A 17,622-nucleotide genomic window follows, 5' to 3' on the forward strand; every position below is an offset into this window, starting at 1 on the left:
TTTTCCTCCTTAATAATTGATCGTTTTTGGCTGACTTGATTTGTCCTCAAGAAAAGCTTTCAGCGTGTTCAACTTATGATTGCGTGTAAAAGACTCAATTTTCACAGGATCTTCTCTTTTTTCAATCATTTCAATAAGCAGGTAATGTTCAGCAATGGATCGTTTCATTCTGGAGGGTTTCATGGTCATTCCGCTCTTTCGGACCGTGCCAAGTCTCTCCCAAGTTGAATGAATTTGTTCCTTCAAAAACTGGTTTGAGCAATACTTGTAGGTTAATTTGTGAAATTCTTTGTTGTAGTTGGAGAAAAGAGAAAAATCAAGTGAATCAAGTGCTTCTTCCATTAACTTGGTGTACGCTCTTAGTTCGTCGAGTTTTTCGTGAGGAAAGGATCTAGACGATTCTGCTGTTGCAAAACCTTCTAGTACGGCTAGTACAGACAACGTCTCTAGATATGCTTCTTCATCAAAGGGGGTAACAATCGCTCCTGAATAGGGTTTGAAAGATATAAGAGAATCAGCTTCGAGCTGCCGAATCGCTTCACGAACAGGAATGGCACTCGTTTGAAGCTCCCTTGCCAGTTGATCAATGACAAGCTTGTGTCCAGGCGGATATCTTCCATCTAAGATGCGGGAACGGATGACTTGATAAGCATATTGCTGTTTGTTGGGTTTGTGTAGAGTATTCATATTTCTATGTTAATCTCAAATCATATATGATTACAAGTATATTTTCAGAAAAATCATATATTATTGTCAATTTAGTAAAAAAGTAATGTTTTCGGGATATAATAAAATATTTACTAGTTATAAGGTCATGTTACTTCATTAAAAAGTTTACACATATAGTAAGAATAAGCTATTCTATTCATATAGATTGTGTATAAAGGGGTAAACAACCCATGAATGTAAAAAATGCAATGGAAATACTAGTAGATGAAGCATTACGTAATTATTGGGGCCAACTTCAGCTTCCATGCAAATGTGAGATTTGTAAAGCAGACGTTTTTGCCATTACACTCAACAACTTGCCTCCCCGGTATATATCAAACGAAGATGGCTATGCATACGTTAAAGCACAAAACTTTGATGACCAATCACGGGTGAATATTCTGAACCAGATCGTTAAAGCAACCGGCATCGTAGCAACGCGTCCTTCACATGATTTAAAACCATCTTCCTCTCAAGAGTAGAAGATGGTTTTTTCTTTGGTTTTTTAATAAAATGACGTGTCTCTTTATTCCTATTTTTCAGAATAGTTCCTTGCGGGACAAACCGCTTTATGATATATTTGTGACAACCATTCCGGACTGGATTACATCTTAATTAAGAGTTTGAAAGTTGTTTGGTAATTACGGCACAAATGTGCAAACGTTCTAGGAGGCATTCACATGCAAACAGGTAAAGTAAAATGGTTTAACGCAGAAAAAGGTTTTGGTTTTATCGAAGTTGAAGGTGGAGACGACGTATTCGTACACTTTTCAGCTATCCAATCTGAAGGATTCAAATCTCTTGACGAAGGTCAAGAAGTAGAATTCGAAATCGTTGACGGAGCTCGCGGACCACAAGCAGCTAACGTAACTAAAAAATAAGTCTAACTTATATATGAAACCGGCATATTGGTGCCGGTTTTTTTCTTTGTTAATTTTTTATTTAGCTCGGTTCTGAAAGGTTATGCTTCTGAGTGGTTTTCAAAAAATCTTCTTCGAATAGTTAATTGGAGCGTAAGGGCGAGACTCCTGCATGCCATCCACCTGAATAAACTTCTTGCAAGGCATGCGACGAGGAATACGCAGCGTCAGGATTTGCGTGTAGACGGAGGAGCACATATACATCCCTGAAGGTGAGACCACTCAATGTACGAAGTACGGAGTGGGCTCACCGCACGCCCTGCGGAAAGCGAGCCACAAAGAGCGGAAATTAACCACTTTCAGCCCCTGCAATAAAAGAAGAGGCTCCTCGGATCAGGACCTCTACTCTTTAAATCCAATTTTTGATTTGTAACTTTCGATCTTACCTAGTATGTCTACCTTATCTTCCTGTGAAAATATACCGAGTTTATGGAGAATCAGTGTATATTGCTGCAGTTTAAACAAAGAACTTTCTTTGTACCACATGGCATTCACCCATCTTTCCTTAAGGAAACTTTTTTACCCTTTGCAAATATTATATGCCATATGCCACTTTAATGATTCTAAATCTCAATTTTATTTTCCACGTCATAATAATCTGAGTAAACCACTCCATCATCAGTCAATAAAAATTTGTGCGTTCGAAGCAATGACAATTTCAGTGATTCTGGCATTCCATCTTCTTCATACGCACACATTATAGTTAATCCCATGTCGGCTGAAAGTTTGTCGACCACTTTTTCAAGTTCTTCAACAATATCGAGGGGCCCCTCTATCGTGCTCCATTCTACATGTGTCCAAGTACGAATGGACTTCTTTTGATCCATTAAAGGCTTGTACATTTTTTCAATATGACCAAGAATAGCTGGAGGGTGATAACTCCCGGTAGAAAAATAAAAGTCGAAATTATTTACAAGATAAATTTTCTCTAGTTCATTGTCAGTCAAATGAATCTTCAATTCTTTCATTACATATGGTAAATACTTCTCATTTTCAATCAGAATAATAGATTGATCTTTTGCAACCCCATCCAGGATATAACCGACGACCGTTTTCATGTAATTATCCATACTTTTAAAGGCATAGAGCAAATGTGCACATTTATTATCTACTAAAAGTTCATTTAATTTAGTTTTCAAGAGTTTACCCTCCCCGTTCTTTAATTTTTTTAATGTTTATATTCTTTAAATTCTTTTCCTTTTACAAAAATCCTCTACTGATAACTGGGCTAAGAAAAATAAAAAAAGCGCTCATATAAGAACGCTTTTATTTCATTATTTTGTTTTTAAAGTGGAAAGCATTGCCCAAATTGCTTGCTCCCACTCAGCTGTTTTTTTATGTTTAGGAAGATTGATTGTGTACTTCACTTTATCTCCGCTCTCGAGCTCCTGAATAACGATATATTTCTTAAAAGAATCTTTTGAAGCCGTGATAAAAAGTTCTGTTGATCCAAAAGTTGGACCAGCCGTTTCGACTCCGTTTACCTCTTTTACTTCTCCAACAGCTTCAAGCTCATCGTGCGCCCATTTTTTAAGGTCTTCGATAGATGCATCTTCTGTGAGAGGCTCTATTCTAACGAACGTTTCCGCAAACTCTGTTGCAAACATTACGTCTTTTCGCGGTTCTTCAGCAGTAAACTCAAAATCATCTATTTTATAAAAGTAGTAATCTTGTTCACTCTCTGTCAGAGCAGCTTCCTTTTCAACCGGGTTTCCATTTACAGAGTATTTAAGAGTTTGTGAGGCAGCCGGTTCACCTGTCCCGGATTCAGCAGCTGTAATCTTTTCGAGGACCCATTGATCATTTTCGTTTTTCTTATAAACGATCGAAACTTTTGAACCATCTTCTAAATGTGCTACTGTGTCTCGTACTTCATCAGACAATCGGAGAACAAGCGTATCTCCCGACGCTTCTACTTCAATAGAATTATTGTCGATCTGTCCGATGTAAGTCCCTTCCTCTTCAATGGATGCAGCTGGTTCTACTGCTGGTTCTTCCTTTTGATCTGCAGCTTGGTCCTGTTCTGCTGATTGCTTAGTCGCTTCCTTTTTTTCCGTATCCTTTGCATCACCGCTGCAAGCCGATAATAATAGCGCAAGCGCAAATATAGAGCTCTTCAACCATGTCTTTGTTGTCATGACTCATCACCTCATTAATTTAGACGATACTTATAAAAAAATTGTTACATACTGGCAATAACGACTTTAATAGTTAAAAAAATATGTCGATATAAAGATAGTACTTAACCATTTTAAAACGGAGATGAATAATTTTGAATCCATCATTTGCCTCAAATTCACAAACGAACAAGCTTGTAGCAAAAATGCTATGGGGAATGTACATTCTTGGTCTCGGAAGTACATACGCGAGTACTAAAACTATTAACAGTGTTATGTTTTACGGTTTATCAGGGTTAGTGATTCTTCTCTCACTTACGATCTGGACTTACCGAAAATGGGCGCCTCATGCTGTTCAATATTACGTCGTTTTTGGTCTAACCATCTTAACCGTTGTTATGGCACACTCGAATCCAAAAATCTCCACTTATTTAATGACATATGTATCCCTTGCCGTTATAACGCTATACCATAATTACATTTCTATCTTACTATCGGGTGTAAGCGGAGTATTGTTAACCAATTTTTTCTTTTTCCAATATAAAGATACGATGTTTGCTGGACAAGATCCGAAAATAATCATTTCACTGAATGTTTTTCTGATTGTCATTACAGGTGCTCTCGTTGCCCAAGCAAGGATAGGTCAGCGAATGCAAGAAAATATTCTAACAGCTGAAAAGCAGGCTGAAGATGATAAATCAAAGCTTGAACATCTATTGGCTAAAATAAAAGATGCAACTCAAAATCTGCACATCTTCAGCCAGTCTGTTAGAGAAAACGTTACAAGAACCGGTGAGATCTCGAGCAACATCACCTATGCCTTTACCGAGGTAGCTAAAGGTGTTGAGTCCCAAGCAGTTAGTGTTGGCGGGATGAACGAATCTGTGACGAACACAAACGATGTTGCAAAAGGACTTTATCAGCACTCTAGCGACATGAAAAAATTATCTGAAGAAACAGCACAAGTAACGAAAGCAGGAGAAAGCCAGGTTTCAGAACTGTCTGCCAAGATGGAAGAAGTCAGCGAACTCATGCATCAAACTAACTCATTAATGCACGAACTGAACGATCAAAGTGAATCTATTGAAGGGATCCTGACAACGATTGAAGAAATCTCTTCACAGACAAATCTTCTTGCACTGAATGCAGCCATTGAAGCAGCCCGTGCTGGTGAACAGGGCCGTGGTTTTGCAGTGGTCGCAGATGAAGTTCGCAGACTAGCAGAGGATTCACAAAACTCTACTAAACAAATCGCCAGCATCCTTGGTGAAATACGAAATAAAGCAAAGCAGGCTGCACAATTTGTGGACGGCTCTCAAGGAGTTGTTAGCTCAAGCCTTGAAGCAACCCAGAAAACAGCAGACAACTTCGGACGCATTTTAATAAACACCGATCAAGTAGCATCTCAATCTTCTCAAGTGCAAACATTGATCAATCAGCTTTATGAATCAACAGGTTACATAGTTGGAGAAATCCAGTCTGTTTCAGGGACTGCAGAAACTTCGAGCGGTGCTGTTGAAGAAATTTTAGCAAGTGTTGAAGAGCAGCACAGATGTGTGGAAGAAGTTGTTGCAAGTTTCAACAAATTTGAATCGTTAACGGCCGAATTAAATGAACTTGTAAAAGAATAAAACGTGGAAAAACCTTTTCATACATGAGTGAAAAGGTTTTTTTTAGGAGATTATTATGCATAAACATAAAGGTATCTATTGTATCTGCACAAATGACGATGGTCACCTGCTCACTGTAGAAAAGAATGGCGGGCCGTATAAAAACCGGCTTGACCTTCCTGGCGGTACCCCTGAAAGTGGTGAAACAGAGAGTGAAACCGTTGTGCGGGAGGTTTTAGAAGAAACCGGTTATCAAGTTCTTAGCGCTGTAAAAATCGGAGAAAGATGTTATGAACTTCCGTGGACATACAAGCAGTGGACGCATTCTCAGCATACTGCAGTCTATTATTTATGTACGGTAGATGAAATCAATAAGAGTTCTTTAGCTGATATTTCGGATCAAGATTCAAATGGTTTTTTATGGGTGGATATTGGATCTTTAAAAGAAGATTGGTGTTCGCCGCTTGTTAGTGAAGCTATACACTACTTATCAGAAAAAAAGATACCTGCCGAAAGAAAGACTTATCATACATGGGAAGTTCTGCACCAGACGAGATAAAAATAAAAAAACCGCCAAAGGCGGCTTTTTTAATAGCAATAAAATGCACTGATCTGGCGAGTGTCCATTCCGAAGTATACCCAGCGGCGTCCTGTCCAGCGGAATCCTGCTGCAGTCCCTCTGCCTACAAAAATAAGCCATGCCCAGAAACCTGGTCCCCATGATGGCCAGATGTAAACGTAACGAAACAGGCAATATCTGAGTGTAACTGGTGCAACTGCGTAAGCCCCAACTTGGCCTCCTCCGCCGCCTCCGCCATGTAAGCTGTAAGCCTGGGATTGTGAAGGTGTAAAACCTGGAGGAGGTGATGTTGGCGCCGTTCCGCCTCCCCCACCGCTTGGAGGTCCGCCTTTACCACCTGGTCCTTTACCGCCTGGTCCGCCTGGAGGTGGTCCGAATCCCTGTCCGCCTCCTGGAGGTCCAAACCCTTGGCCCCCGCCTTGACCCGGAAAGAAAGGAAAATATCTTTGCGTCAAAATATTCATCTCCTGTTTATATTTTTGTGCTCGTTGTAGTTTATTCATCTAGTAACTCAACCGTATAGACAAGTATCTCGTAAGTCTAAATAAATAGGATTGCTGTTCTATGATTTAGGGTATATTACATGAAACATCTTTGTTATAAGGAGGCTGATATCATGGGACGCATTAGCAAAGGTATAAAAGGAATGGCCGTTGCCTATTTAATTAAGCAAGGGAAAAAGAGATTGCTGCCAATTATAAAACGAAAGCTTAAAAGCAGATAATAAAAAGACCCATATTCACTGGGTCTTTTTTTATGGAGTTCATTGGGTAGTGAAATGGTGAATAAACTGGATTTCAGACTCGTGGATATGTGGCCAAAACTCGTGGATTAAGTGCTAAAACTTTTGGATTCATAACCTGATTCCGTGGAATAACAAGTATTTTATTAGGATTGATTCCGATTAACCAGTGTTTCAACTGTTTGCAAGTCTCTATCAGTCGTTGTTCTCTCTGTATTCTCTCAGTTCATCCCTTAAGAACCGTACCTCAAACTCTATCATGGATTCACCGAGTTCATTTTGGAACGTGCTATAGAAGTTTTGATCGTTTTCCAGAAGTAAGTTCTTAATTTTTGACTGTTTACCGTCTCTTACTAGCTGATCGATCGCATAATAGCTTTGGCGGTAAGGAAGATGAGGGGAATTTCTGCGATTTTCATTTGCCCATTCATTGACACTTTGGATCCTTATAAAAGGAATGAAATGAAGCGGTAAAAATCTAGGGGTTTTTTCAATACTTTTCAATCCAGCATACTCAGCTATCCCTTCTTCAAACCATCGAGGTAAATGGCCATTAACAAGTCCCCTTTGTCCCAGATAACTCACAATCCAATGATGGGTATACTCATGAGCGGTCAGTTCTAAAAAAGGTTCATCATTCTCTTCCATTTGTTCTGTAAGTAAGATGTGTATCGTTTCTTCTGTCGGAACATACATGCCATGTAAATTTTCATAGGAATGAACGGGAAGCTGTTTTTGAAAATTCTCTGGCTTTCGGTATAGAATGACTGTTACCGGAACAGGTTGATGGACATCAATCAACTTTTCATTCATTGTGATAACTTTTCGTATATGCTTTATGGCGAGGTTTGCGAAGTGCTCATCTTCCGGTCTATAAAATACAACCGCCTCTTTCGATGATTTTACGCTGAGGGTTTTAAGGAAATCGATTCTCTTAAATAAGAATTGATTATCGTACAAAAGTGATTTTGTATAAAACTGATTTTTAGCACGTGCAGGTAAATCTGGAGTCAAGGTTTGATGAAGGAAAAAATTGAATGAAGACAAAAGAGCTGAGGATAAAACAACGGTTGTAACGATACATATTAAACCGATTCTCTCCGCTTTAGATCGAGTGAACCTCTTAACCAAATAATATTTAATACTTGAAAGAATCAAGATCACACCGAGCAATAACCCTAATGTTTGATCCGTCAATAAAAATAAACCATAAATCAGTAACAACAAACAAATGCAGTGACCAAAAGTTTTCGTGATCAGATAAAGCCTGTTCAAAATGTATAAGCCCCTTTTTGATGAGTAATTTCTAGAAGTTGTACTATTATCAATATGCACTCCATAAAATCATAGTGAATCCAAGTTTTACAGGAGGCGCTATGACCGGATACATTGTTGAAGGCAAAAGTGATCAACTGAGAGTACAAAGTGTAGATCCGCATGCACATTTCGTTATTTTGAATGGCATTTCATTTCGTCATAAAGAAAGAAGAGCGATTGAGGAAGCGCTGATCATATGTAGCGAAGTGTACGTTTTGACAGACCCTGATGAACCTGGTGACAAAATCGCCAAAAAGATCATGGAAGCTTATCCAGAAATAAAACGAATTCCCATCGATCCTAAAAAAGCTAGGAATGTAAGAGAACGGCGGTACAAATACGGAGTGGAATACTGCTCTAACCAATATTTAAAAGAAACACTCCCTGGTATTTAAACTAAAGAATTCGTTCTGTTTAACTATCCTCCCTCTAGAACCCAATAACCTTTACAAAAAATTAAAAAAGAGACTGCAGAGAATCTCTCCGCAGCCTCCACTTATTTTCCTTCGAAGAATTCAAGCGACTCTTCATCAGGACCGTAAAAGAAAAAGTATTTTCCATTGGGAAGTTCAGTAATTTCTTTGTCTTTAAGCTGAACACCTTTTTCTTTTAAGATTTCGAACTTTTCTTCGATGTTTGTAACAGAGAAAGCAAGATGGTGAACTTTCCCTTCATTCGTTACTTCTCCTGGATAACCAGCGATCAGTTCAACGAGCACCTTATCTTCTAATCCTAAAAAAGCAAGTTCTACTGGAACACTTGTATGATCAAAACGGTCCAGCAGTTTCAATCCTAAAACTTCCGTATAAAACGAAAGTGATTTTTCCATGTTCGTTACCATAATCCCCGTATGTTCAATACCTGTAATCATGTGTGTAAACTCCTCTCTTATGTTGAAACCGAATGTTCACCTGCTAAGTTCTTACGAATAGATTCCCCATATTGAAAAAACGGCAGAGACAACAATGAAATCAGTGTAAGGCTCCCGAACACATAGAATCCGTGTTCAAAACCGAAAGCACCTAAAAGGAGACCGCCGATCCATGGTCCTGCGCTGAAGCCGATAGAGCGGAATGACATCGCTCCAAAATATGTACCTCTCATATGGTCTGGCGCAAGGTCGTCTAATAATACGTCACTCATTACGAAAACGATGATTTCTCCTATAGTTAAAAACACCATGCTGATTACGAGGAAAATCCAGTTCGTTGATAACCCGAATCCCAGTAAAGCAAGACTAAAGGCAATGCTTCCAAACCGTAGTGCGTTCATCGGCTGAAACCTTTGAACATAATTCGTAACCGGAAACTGTAATATTAGAACGGTTACGGCATTTGTAACGACCAGATACGCGAACAGCTTTACACCGTTTTCAAATTGCGGGGCATTCCCTATATATTGCGCAAGTGTTGTATCCATTTGTGACTGTGCCATCATCACTATTGTGTTTCCTATTAAGAAAAACGCCAAGATCCTATCTTTTGACAGTACCGTCAGTGCAGATCTGATAGAAAATTTCCTTTCTTCACTTCCTTTTAGTTCTGCTGAATAACCTTTTAGTGTAACGATGATCAATAATCCGTATACGAGATATGCTGCTGCAGTGATATAGAATGCACTCGTTGAAGAACTCGTTCCAAGGTAAGTCCCTGCAACTGGCCCAATCGCCGCTCCAACATTGATAGCAAAATAGCGGGCATTAAAAACTCGCAGGCGGTTTTCTTTAGAAGTAACATCTGCAAGCAATGCTCTAGAAATCGGCTCGAACCATGATCGGCAGAGACCGTTTAGCATATTCAGCAAAAAGAAGTGCCAAACCTGTTCAGCAATCGCAAACCCTGCAAAGACCGCACTCCATGTTAAAATAGCAGCTGTCATCACCGGAAGTCTCCCTATTCGGTCAGATAGATATCCTCCAAAGAATCCTCCGAACGTTCCAGTAAGTGCACTGATACCGATAATTAATCCTACCATAGCAGGTTCGATTCCTTTTTCACTATACAAATAAATCGCTAGAAATGGCATCGTCATGAAAAATGCTGCGCGTGTGAAAAGTGTCCCGGTTATGATTACAATAACAGCCGGATGCCATTTTGAAAAAAATCCGTTCATCTCCATTCCTTCTCTCATCTATTCTGTTTTATAACTTTATCACTTTTTTAAAAAAGATAGAAAAGAAAATTTACATATTTTGAAACTTTCTTATTTTTGATTCGTCTGATATAGGTGTACCCCCCTTTCCCGGAAAAGAGCCCTCCCCTTACATGGGCTTTTTTCTTTTGGTTTTTTATTGGTTATTTTCTAAAATAAACGCTCTTTTCTAAGAGATTTGTTTACAAAGAGTTTTTTTGAACCTCCTTCCATGAATAGTTAATTGAAGCGGAAGGACGAGACTCCAGCAGGATGAGTGGGACAGGTGAGACCATTCAATGGCGCAAAGCGGCGAATGGGCTCACCGCACACCCTGCGGAAAGGGAGTCCTGAAGCGAAAATTAACCTCATTCAAAAGCTACAACGCATTGAGCGAGACGTGAGAGATTTTTTGTATAATAGCTTTTCTTTAGTCCGTCAACGCGACTTTGTCACAAAGTGATAACGATTATCAAAAAAATCACATATTCACCATAAACTTTTTGAGACTTGCTATATTATAGACATCCCTATCAACAACCCCCTTTTTTCATTGTTAAGAACGAAAAAGAGCGCGAAGAAGGAAATCCTTCTAAGCGCTCTTTTTTTGTGCTTTATTCACATTCATCGCCTTCGCAAAATTCCATCTTCTCGTCCCGGATCGCTCCTCTTAGAGCGCGCTCAATATTAGCCTGAGGATGCAGTCCTTTTAATACTCTGTCCCCGATAAACATTGTTGGAACAGCTGTAATCTGCACTTCTTCAAACGCTTCCCGTAAGCATTCTTCTCTCTCGTTGCTGAATTCTCTGGAAGCGAGTGCCTGCTCGAACGATTCTCCGTCGAGTCCAACCTCTTCAGCAATACCGCGAAGGACGTCCATTTGTCCGATGTCTTTTCCTTCTTGATAGAAGCTGGTAAAAACACGATGTGCATATTCTTTCTCTTTGTTATGCTTTTTTGAAAACAGGAGACCTTCATGTGCCAAGTGTGTATGAGGCTGAGGTGATACATCAGGCAGAATCATTTTTATTCCCATTTTTTGTGCAAGTGGAAGTACAGATTCCTGCCATGCACGCTGAATATAATTTCCTTCGGGTTTCAAAGTCTCTTCTGGGTAGGGATGCAATTCAAATGGCATCCATTCTATTTCAACATCTTTATCTTTCGTTGCTTCTAAAAGCGGAACCTCCGCTAAAAAACAATATGGTCAAACGAAATCTGAATAAACTTTAATCTTTATTGTCATATCCCATCTTCCCTCCCATTCCTTTATATTTAGTAACCCTTAAGCGTGATTCTCCATATTCCGACAAACACCCTCTGTTCACCTTTTGCAATACGTGATATATTTAGAAGGGCTTACAAGCCATACATACCATATATTGATATACATACATATGAACCACTCATCGCTTTAGCACGATAGTGTTTTAGCATTTCATTTTAGGAGGATATACCGTGATTTTAATGGCAGGTATGATCGGAACAGGCAAATCTACGTATGCTGAATTTCTGAGCGAACAGCTAGGCAGCGAGATTTTTTACGAAAGCGTCGTTGATAACCCTATTTTACCCGATTATTACAAAAACCCGAAGCGATGGGCTTTCCCGCTTCAGATTTATTTTTTAAATACACGTTTTAAAACGATTCGCCAAGCTAGAACTAGTTCCGACAACGTACTGGATCGCAGTTTATATGAAGACTTGATTTTCGCTGAACTGAATTTTGACTCTGGCAATATGACACAGCTTGAATTTGATACTTACAAAGATCTGCTTGAAACGATGATGAACGAAATCGACAAAACACCAAAGTCGCGTCAAGATCTTCTTGTTTATTTAGACAGTGATCTGGAAACCGTTCTAAACCGGATTAAACAAAGAGGCCGTTCTTATGAGCAGATTGAAGAGAACCCTGAACTATTAGCTTATTACAAAACTCTTCACTCGAAATATAAAGATTGGATCAAAGCATACGATAAAACTCCTGTACTGATGATCGAGAGTGACCAGTACAATATCTTTGACAAAAATGATCAAAATAAAATTATAGCACTTGTTAGAAATGAGCTTAAGCGGCTCGATTCCGTTGAACAGCGTTCTGCTGTTATGCATGAAACCCGTTAAATTCACAAACACTATATGGACAAACAAGCTTTAAGGAGTGAACATTTTGTTTACACTATTCTTTATTTCACTGGCTGTCCTTGTAGTTGCTGCTGGATTGTGGTGGACAATGAAAGTTGCAAAAAAACAAAAAGTCTACACAGAAGACGAAGTAAACCCTGCCGTTTCAAGACATCCAGCGGTTCTTAACCCTGTTTTTATTACGTACATCGGGTTTACAGCAGTAGTCATTGTCATTATTTACATCGCATTCTTCGTTTATTAATCAATGAAACGGCCTAAAGACTATTCGTCTTTAGGCCGTTTTTCAAGGTCTTGGGGTTTTTCGGGATTCCAAAAGCTCATCGTTTCAATAAATTGTCTGGTTTCTTCCTGACCGAGATCATGGATGATTTGGTAAGCTTCTTTTAATTTTTGATCATATCTGTCGTTGTCAGAGTCATTCGAGTAAGGGACATAAGGTAAATGGGTTCTTACAAAGGTGTCATTCGCTGTACTTTCCAGTTCACTGAACTTTTTTTCGAGTTTTCTTACGTCTTCATCTGAAGCTGATATCTCAAACTGAAAAGTTGATGCTGTCTTTATCGGCAAGATTTCTCCGCTCTCCACATTCACATAATAAGGTCTTTTCTCCAATGGAACGCCCTCCTTTTTTCTATATTTTCCGCTACACGCTTATTTTTATGTAAGGCTCTTTTCTAAAAGATTGTTGCTAAAGAAAGAATTATTATAATCTCTTCATCGAATAGTTAATTGGAGCGGAAGGGCGAGACTCCTGCAGCGGAAATTAACGACTTACAAGCAACAAAGCCTTATGTAAAACTCACCACCATCTTTTTTTCTTAAAATAGCCCATGATCATTACAGCTAGCGCAAGACATAGCGTTAGTACATAAAAATAACCGTAACGCCATTTCAGTTCAGGAATATATTCAAAGTTCATTCCATATAGACCGGCAATAAACGTAAGTGGTACGAAAACTGCACTAACCAGGGTAAGTGTCTTCATTATCCGATTCATGTGATCCGATTTTAATGACATCTGTAGATCTAGAACACCTTTTAAGTTCTCTTTAAAGCTGTCAAATGCAGTTGTCACTCTTGAGAACGCTGAGAGCAGATCCTTGAAGTAAAAGCCTGATTCCTCATTTGCATATTCAAAATCATCATGTCCCATCTTTTGAATGATACTCTCTTCAGCCTCGACGTATTGTCTTAACTTGTGCAATCGTGTTTTCCACCGATATACTTTATGACCGATCTCACGCTTTAACGGATCAACAAACACACTTTTTTCTAGCTCTAAAAATTCATTAGAAAGCTGATCGACCACTTCCAAATAAGAATTGACGATGTCTTTCATAAAATAATAAAGCATATAGCTGACGTCCTGCATATGCTCCGGATTTTCTGTAAAGTCCTTTACGAGCGCTTCTCGAAACGGAATCTTCCGTTCAGACATCACAATCAAATATTGTTCTCCAATTAAAAGGTTGATCCTGATTGGTTCCAGGCTTTCTGTCTCCAAATAAAAGGTAGAAACAACAGCGTGTTTTGCATACACGTTTATACTCGGATGTTCTGGAAAATTGGTAAATGCAGAAACTGCTAGATGATGAAGTTCAATTTTTTCAAGAATAGAGTCTTGCTGCATGTCTTCAGGAGAATCATAAAATATCCAAATGGTTTCACCGTGGTCAGGAACTTCAAAATGCTTGAGCCTGACCGTTTCGTTCGTGTTTTTATTGTATTTAAGCATTACATCTGCTCCAGTCCGTTTTTCAGTAGCTTTCCCTTTGAATCGAGTCTGCATAACAAAAGGTTCTACATAAAGAAAAGACCCTTAAGCAAGGTTTGCTAAAGGGTCACGTGACTGATGCTTTTTACTTTTTTTACGACGACACGATCTCCATGTGCAGGTGGCTGGGAAGTAACCAAAAACTCAGCAGGAAAATCGCTTTCGTTTCGAACTTGATGAGGTGTGCCAGCAGGAATTTCTATTCCTTGATGAGCGCTCAGCACGCATTCTTCACCGTCTTTTTCAATGACGATTTCTCCGTTTAAAATAAAGAAAAACTGACGGGAAAATACATGGTAATGTCTTACCTCTGCTGTCTGCGGCGGCATTTTCTCATGGATGATGCTAAGCTCATCCTGTTTTAGGAGATGCCAGCCGTCACAGGCATTTCCCCATTGATAATGTTCAGCATTTAACGTGCTTATTTTAGACATACATCCTCCGATTACTTCTTCAAAACGTCCTCCAGATTCACTTTCATCCGCTGTGCAGTGGGCGGACATGTTAAGTTATGCTGAAACACTTTTTGGTTAATGGACTCTACTGTTTTTTTGATGTTATATTCTACTGTGTACGATTTTAGCTCTTCTTTTAATACGTCTATTTCTTTGCCAAGTTTCACCCAATTGGGCAAAACATTATTATCTTTCATTACTTTGTGCAGTCTTTTTTCGGGATTGTAGACAAGATCTTCATCAATATTAAGCGGTTTGCCCATACCTTCGAGATCATCAAAAGCCCCTTCCTTGCGTGCACGATTCACGATTGCGGTAATATGGTCTTCATAGTACCACGCGTTTGTCTGCTCGTCCTTCATTAAGATTTCTCGCTTCTGCAGTTCCTTTTCATAAGACGGTTTTTTATTCATTGTAAAAACCTCCAGGAATAAATTTACTTCTACTATATAGTTTATGTAAACTTTTCCATTCGCCTTGTGCAAGTTATGTCAGATTCGTAGCAAAATTGTGAAAAAATTACGAACTCTTTTCATCACCTGTAAAATTCCTGATGAACGGTAGCGAGAAGACGATTAAAGCCACCAGCATCTCCATAGAACCTCCCCACACAAATACATCTGACGCTCCTATCTTTTCAATAAGAAGTCCAGCGGTTCCTGCCGCAATGGGTTCAGAAATCCCCATAATAATGACCATGATTCCGATCACTCTGCCGAACAGCTTTGGAGGAATCAAAGCATGGTTTACGCTAGGAGCTATGACATTAACCGCTGCTTCAAGAAAACCTACCATAGAAAGCAAAAACAGAAGAACAGCCAGCTCTTTTGAAAAGAAACCGATCAGGAAAATACTTGTACCCTGCAGGAAACAGGTTAACAATGTCATGTATGGTTTAGGTTTATGAATCACGAATAAAGAAAAAATGACTGCCGCCACAACACTTCCAACCGCAAGTGACGTATGTGCCCAGCCGTACCCTTTAATTCCAAATTCCAAATCCTTCATTAGAAAAGGCAGACTTACCATAACAGCACCTACCGCTGCATTTGCAAAAAAAGCGAACACTGCCATGGTGGCAAGAACAGGAGCACCAACGAAGAACGAAAATCCTTCTTTAATACCGGCAAAAAAGGAAGTTGTTCTTTCTTCTGGCTCCTCTTCATTCATTTTAATAAAAATAAATAACCCCGCAGCTGTGAAGAATGCTATACCATTTAACAAGAATGCTATTTTTGCCCCGTACATGGCATAAAGCAGTGCACCAAGAGCTGGACCTACAACACTTGCTGCCTGTCCGGCCATCATGAGAAGACTCATAGACTGTGTGTAATGTTTTTCTGGAACGAGCCGTGTCCGGAAGGTTATACCTGCAGGCTCACTAACCGCATCAATCAGCCCGAAAATTACGCCTGTTATATAAAAGAAATAAATGGATGGATCTCCTGTTGCAATAACAGCGAATAACAGCAGCAAGATACTGCCTCTTCCAATAGCTGATCCGATCAGCAGTCTTTTTACTGAGAAACGGTCTACAATTGCTCCCCCAAATAGAACAAATGAGAATTTCGTCAGAGTAACAAGCAATATGTACGTACCAACAATGACAGGTGAGCCTGAAATCTGAACGAGCAGCCACATTAATGTGATCATAAAAATGCTGTCGCCCATAGCTGTTAAGATTGAACTAAACCAAAAATATAAAAAACTTCGATTACGAAAAATCTCCCCTGAAAGCTTCATATCCATTAATCTCCTGACTTTTTTTCTATCTAAACTCATTATAGGAAAATTCAGACAGGAAAACGATCATTGGTTTAATATTTTTTATTTATTCGCAAAAAAGTTAAGGCTGCTACCGTAGACAAATTGCTTTTGAATGTGGTTCATTTCCGCTGCAGGGCTCGCTTTCCGCAGGGCGTGCGGTGAGCCCCCTCCGTACTGTGTACATCGAGTGGTCTCACCTGCCCCGCTCGTCCTGCAGGAGTCTCGCCCTTCCGCTCCAATGAACTATTCGATGAAGAATTTTAGAAGATCTCTCTGCCGTAATCTATTAAAAAGGAGCAAAAGATATAAAGTAACAAAATAATAGAGGAAGCAAGTTGCTCCCTCTATTTCTGGTTATTATTTTTCTAGAAAGTACTTCTCAAGATCATCTATCATTAGGTTAGCAGCTTTTACTCCGCCTGCTGTATTCCAGATCGCATCACTTACTTTATGTGCATTTCCTTCTTTTACAGCGCCAAGGTTTTTCCAAAGTGGGTTGTTTGTCCATTCTTTTTCTGTTTCAGTTGCTTTTCCGTCTCCAGTTTCATAGGTGAAGTAGAACAGCATGTCACCATCCATATCAGGAATGCGTTCTTGTGTAACCTCTTCTGCGAAGTCTGGATTGTTTTGATCACCCGGACGGGCAAATCCGATCTGCTTAAGAATTACACCAGAGAAAGAATCTTGATGGTAGATACGGGACTTACCAGGCATGAAGCGAACCATAGATACTTCTGTTTTTAGCTTGTCGCCAGCGTCTGCTTTAAAATCTTCAATACGCTTATCGAATGCTGCTAGTACTTCTTTCCCTTTTTCTTCTTTATTAAGGGCTTTTGAATAGAGTTCAAAGTTAATCTTCCAGTCACCGCGAAGATCTTCTGCAAATACTGTTGGTGCGATTTTTTTAAGCTCATCGTACTGCTTTTCTTGACGCATCTTGTTTCCGATAATCAAGTCTGGTTTTAAAGCAGCAATTTTCTCAACGTTAACCGCGCTCTCGTCACCAACTACTTCAACACCGTCCATATCGTCTTTAATATGGTCATACCAAGGATCGCCTAACCATGACTTAACTGCTCCGACTGGTTTAACGCCAAGTGATAGAACCGCTTCTGTTCCTTCATTTGTCAGAACAACAACACGTTTGTTGCTTTTCACTTCTGTAGTCCCCATTGCGTGTTCTACTTTATATGAAGTATCAGATCCGCCTGATTTTTCTTCTTCTTTCGCTTTATCTTTCCCGCCGCATGCTGCTAGAGCAAGCATTAATGTAAGTACGGCTGCAAGAGCTAGCCATTTGTATGTAGTCTTTTTCATTCTGATGTCTCTCCCCTTCTCTTTTATGTAAAT

At 39.4% G+C, this 17,622-nt stretch carries 21 protein-coding genes and 1 pseudogene; 7 read left to right on the forward strand and 15 right to left on the reverse strand.

What is annotated here, in order from left to right:
- Window positions 1-9 precede the first annotated feature (9 nt).
- Window positions 10-687, reverse strand: coding sequence for a GntR family transcriptional regulator (locus EV282_RS11685; protein ID WP_130295978.1), 678 nt, complete (start codon window positions 685-687; stop codon window positions 10-12).
- Window positions 688-899: 212 nt separating this feature from the next.
- On the opposite strand from EV282_RS11685, the gene EV282_RS11690 reads away from it, so the two are divergent.
- Together EV282_RS11690 and cspD are read left to right on the forward strand one after the other, a co-directional pair.
- Window positions 900-1,190 (forward strand): late competence development ComFB family protein, encoded by a 291-nt coding sequence (locus tag EV282_RS11690; RefSeq protein ID WP_130295979.1) that lies wholly within the window; start codon window positions 900-902, stop codon window positions 1,188-1,190.
- Between the two features lie 198 nt (window positions 1,191-1,388).
- Window positions 1,389-1,589, forward strand: coding sequence for a cold-shock protein CspD (gene cspD / locus EV282_RS11695; RefSeq protein ID WP_066237152.1), 201 nt, complete (start codon window positions 1,389-1,391; stop codon window positions 1,587-1,589).
- A gap of 381 nt (window positions 1,590-1,970) precedes the next feature.
- Here cspD and EV282_RS20250 read toward each other — a convergent pair whose 3' ends face one another.
- The 3 genes from EV282_RS20250 to EV282_RS11705 form a co-directional block, all read right to left on the reverse strand.
- Entirely contained in the window at window positions 1,971-2,114 is a 144-nt protein-coding gene (locus tag EV282_RS20250; protein ID WP_165389433.1) for a hypothetical protein, read from the reverse strand.
- A 77-nt stretch (window positions 2,115-2,191) separates the two neighbouring features.
- Window positions 2,192-2,767: an MEDS domain-containing protein gene (locus EV282_RS11700; protein WP_130295980.1), complete on the reverse strand. Its 576-nt coding sequence runs from the start codon at window positions 2,765-2,767 to the stop codon at window positions 2,192-2,194.
- Between the two features lie 135 nt (window positions 2,768-2,902).
- The gene (locus tag EV282_RS11705; RefSeq protein WP_130295981.1) at window positions 2,903-3,766 is read right to left on the reverse strand and encodes a hypothetical protein; all 864 of its coding nucleotides are present in this window, start codon (window positions 3,764-3,766) and stop codon (window positions 2,903-2,905) included.
- A 134-nt stretch (window positions 3,767-3,900) separates the two neighbouring features.
- On the opposite strand from EV282_RS11705, the gene EV282_RS11710 reads away from it, so the two are divergent.
- Entirely contained in the window at window positions 3,901-5,376 is a 1,476-nt protein-coding gene (locus tag EV282_RS11710) for a methyl-accepting chemotaxis protein (RefSeq protein ID WP_130295982.1), read from the forward strand.
- 55 nt (window positions 5,377-5,431) lie between these two features.
- The gene (locus tag EV282_RS11715; protein WP_130295983.1) at window positions 5,432-5,914 is read left to right on the forward strand and encodes an NUDIX domain-containing protein; all 483 of its coding nucleotides are present in this window, start codon (window positions 5,432-5,434) and stop codon (window positions 5,912-5,914) included.
- Between the two features lie 29 nt (window positions 5,915-5,943).
- Here the strand turns inward: EV282_RS11715 and EV282_RS11720 are convergent, their stop codons facing one another.
- Together EV282_RS11720 and EV282_RS11725 are read right to left on the reverse strand one after the other, a co-directional pair.
- Window positions 5,944-6,399: a transporter gene (locus EV282_RS11720; RefSeq protein WP_207224327.1), complete on the reverse strand. Its 456-nt coding sequence runs from the start codon at window positions 6,397-6,399 to the stop codon at window positions 5,944-5,946.
- Window positions 6,400-6,872: 473 nt separating this feature from the next.
- A complete protein-coding gene (locus EV282_RS11725; RefSeq protein ID WP_130295985.1) occupies window positions 6,873-7,952 on the reverse strand; it encodes a hypothetical protein in 1,080 nt (359 codons plus the stop codon).
- Window positions 7,953-8,053: 101 nt separating this feature from the next.
- On the opposite strand from EV282_RS11725, the gene EV282_RS11730 reads away from it, so the two are divergent.
- On the forward strand, window positions 8,054-8,389 hold the full coding sequence (locus EV282_RS11730) for a toprim domain-containing protein (RefSeq protein ID WP_130295986.1): 336 nt from the start codon (window positions 8,054-8,056) through the stop codon (window positions 8,387-8,389).
- 101 nt (window positions 8,390-8,490) lie between these two features.
- Here the strand turns inward: EV282_RS11730 and EV282_RS11735 are convergent, their stop codons facing one another.
- The 3 genes and pseudogenes from EV282_RS11735 to EV282_RS11745 all read right to left on the reverse strand — a co-directional run.
- Window positions 8,491-8,865 (reverse strand): VOC family protein, encoded by a 375-nt coding sequence (locus tag EV282_RS11735; RefSeq protein ID WP_130295987.1) that lies wholly within the window; start codon window positions 8,863-8,865, stop codon window positions 8,491-8,493.
- 17 nt (window positions 8,866-8,882) lie between these two features.
- Window positions 8,883-10,106 carry an MDR family MFS transporter gene (locus EV282_RS11740; RefSeq protein WP_130295988.1) on the reverse strand — a complete coding sequence of 408 codons (1,224 nt, stop codon included), beginning with the start codon at window positions 10,104-10,106 and terminating at the stop codon, window positions 8,883-8,885.
- Window positions 10,107-10,738: 632 nt separating this feature from the next.
- Window positions 10,739-11,320, reverse strand: a pseudogene (locus EV282_RS11745) (DsbA family oxidoreductase); the annotation flags it as partial.
- A gap of 272 nt (window positions 11,321-11,592) precedes the next feature.
- On the opposite strand from EV282_RS11745, the gene EV282_RS11750 reads away from it, so the two are divergent.
- The gene (locus EV282_RS11750) at window positions 11,593-12,252 is read left to right on the forward strand and encodes a deoxynucleoside kinase (RefSeq protein WP_130296970.1); all 660 of its coding nucleotides are present in this window, start codon (window positions 11,593-11,595) and stop codon (window positions 12,250-12,252) included.
- A 46-nt stretch (window positions 12,253-12,298) separates the two neighbouring features.
- Window positions 12,299-12,517 carry a hypothetical protein gene (locus tag EV282_RS11755; protein WP_130295990.1) on the forward strand — a complete coding sequence of 73 codons (219 nt, stop codon included), beginning with the start codon at window positions 12,299-12,301 and terminating at the stop codon, window positions 12,515-12,517.
- Window positions 12,518-12,537: 20 nt separating this feature from the next.
- On the opposite strand, the gene EV282_RS11760 is transcribed toward EV282_RS11755, so the two are convergent.
- The 6 genes from EV282_RS11760 to EV282_RS11790 form a co-directional block, all read right to left on the reverse strand.
- The gene (locus EV282_RS11760) at window positions 12,538-12,888 is read right to left on the reverse strand and encodes a hydrolase (RefSeq protein ID WP_130295991.1); all 351 of its coding nucleotides are present in this window, start codon (window positions 12,886-12,888) and stop codon (window positions 12,538-12,540) included.
- A 187-nt stretch (window positions 12,889-13,075) separates the two neighbouring features.
- Window positions 13,076-14,011 (reverse strand): magnesium transporter CorA family protein, encoded by a 936-nt coding sequence (locus tag EV282_RS11765; protein WP_165389434.1) that lies wholly within the window; start codon window positions 14,009-14,011, stop codon window positions 13,076-13,078.
- A 98-nt stretch (window positions 14,012-14,109) separates the two neighbouring features.
- Complete coding sequence (locus EV282_RS11770) at window positions 14,110-14,484, reverse strand: cupin domain-containing protein (RefSeq protein ID WP_130295993.1); 375 nt, start codon at window positions 14,482-14,484, stop codon at window positions 14,110-14,112.
- A gap of 11 nt (window positions 14,485-14,495) precedes the next feature.
- Window positions 14,496-14,918, reverse strand: a complete 423-nt coding sequence (locus EV282_RS11775) for a DUF1992 domain-containing protein (RefSeq protein ID WP_130295994.1) — start codon at window positions 14,916-14,918, stop codon at window positions 14,496-14,498.
- A gap of 106 nt (window positions 14,919-15,024) precedes the next feature.
- The gene (locus EV282_RS11780; RefSeq protein WP_165389435.1) at window positions 15,025-16,248 is read right to left on the reverse strand and encodes an MFS transporter; all 1,224 of its coding nucleotides are present in this window, start codon (window positions 16,246-16,248) and stop codon (window positions 15,025-15,027) included.
- 381 nt (window positions 16,249-16,629) lie between these two features.
- On the reverse strand, window positions 16,630-17,589 hold the full coding sequence (locus tag EV282_RS11790) for an ABC transporter substrate-binding protein (RefSeq protein ID WP_130295996.1): 960 nt from the start codon (window positions 17,587-17,589) through the stop codon (window positions 16,630-16,632).
- Between the last annotated feature and the right edge of the window lie 33 nt (window positions 17,590-17,622).

Source organism: Fictibacillus sp. BK138 (assembly GCF_004216955.1).
Classification (GTDB): Bacteria; Bacillota; Bacilli; order Bacillales; family Fictibacillaceae; genus Fictibacillus.

Bases quoted from the DNA above. Each gene is read 5' to 3' on its own strand.
- EV282_RS11790 (WP_130295996.1), bottom strand. From the start codon at position 17,589: ATGAAAAAGACTACATACAAATGGCTAGCTCTTGCAGCCGTACTTACA.
- EV282_RS20250 (WP_165389433.1), bottom strand. From the start codon at position 2,114: ATGTGGTACAAAGAAAGTTCTTTGTTTAAACTGCAGCAATATACACTG.
- EV282_RS11740 (WP_130295988.1), bottom strand. From the start codon at position 10,106: ATGAACGGATTTTTTTCAAAATGGCATCCGGCTGTTATTGTAATCATA.
- EV282_RS11720 (WP_207224327.1), bottom strand. From the start codon at position 6,399: ATGAATATTTTGACGCAAAGATATTTTCCTTTCTTTCCGGGTCAAGGC.
- EV282_RS11775 (WP_130295994.1), bottom strand. From the start codon at position 14,918: ATGAATAAAAAACCGTCTTATGAAAAGGAACTGCAGAAGCGAGAAATC.
- EV282_RS11765 (WP_165389434.1), bottom strand. From the start codon at position 14,011: ATGCTTAAATACAATAAAAACACGAACGAAACGGTCAGGCTCAAGCAT.
- cspD (WP_066237152.1), top strand. From the start codon at position 1,389: ATGCAAACAGGTAAAGTAAAATGGTTTAACGCAGAAAAAGGTTTTGGT.
- EV282_RS11770 (WP_130295993.1), bottom strand. From the start codon at position 14,484: ATGTCTAAAATAAGCACGTTAAATGCTGAACATTATCAATGGGGAAAT.
- EV282_RS11735 (WP_130295987.1), bottom strand. From the start codon at position 8,865: ATGATTACAGGTATTGAACATACGGGGATTATGGTAACGAACATGGAA.
- EV282_RS11750 (WP_130296970.1), top strand. From the start codon at position 11,593: ATGGCAGGTATGATCGGAACAGGCAAATCTACGTATGCTGAATTTCTG.
- EV282_RS11780 (WP_165389435.1), bottom strand. From the start codon at position 16,248: ATGAAGCTTTCAGGGGAGATTTTTCGTAATCGAAGTTTTTTATATTTT.
- EV282_RS11715 (WP_130295983.1), top strand. From the start codon at position 5,432: ATGCATAAACATAAAGGTATCTATTGTATCTGCACAAATGACGATGGT.
- EV282_RS11690 (WP_130295979.1), top strand. From the start codon at position 900: ATGAATGTAAAAAATGCAATGGAAATACTAGTAGATGAAGCATTACGT.
- EV282_RS11685 (WP_130295978.1), bottom strand. From the start codon at position 687: ATGAATACTCTACACAAACCCAACAAACAGCAATATGCTTATCAAGTC.
- EV282_RS11730 (WP_130295986.1), top strand. From the start codon at position 8,054: ATGACCGGATACATTGTTGAAGGCAAAAGTGATCAACTGAGAGTACAA.
- EV282_RS11705 (WP_130295981.1), bottom strand. From the start codon at position 3,766: ATGACAACAAAGACATGGTTGAAGAGCTCTATATTTGCGCTTGCGCTA.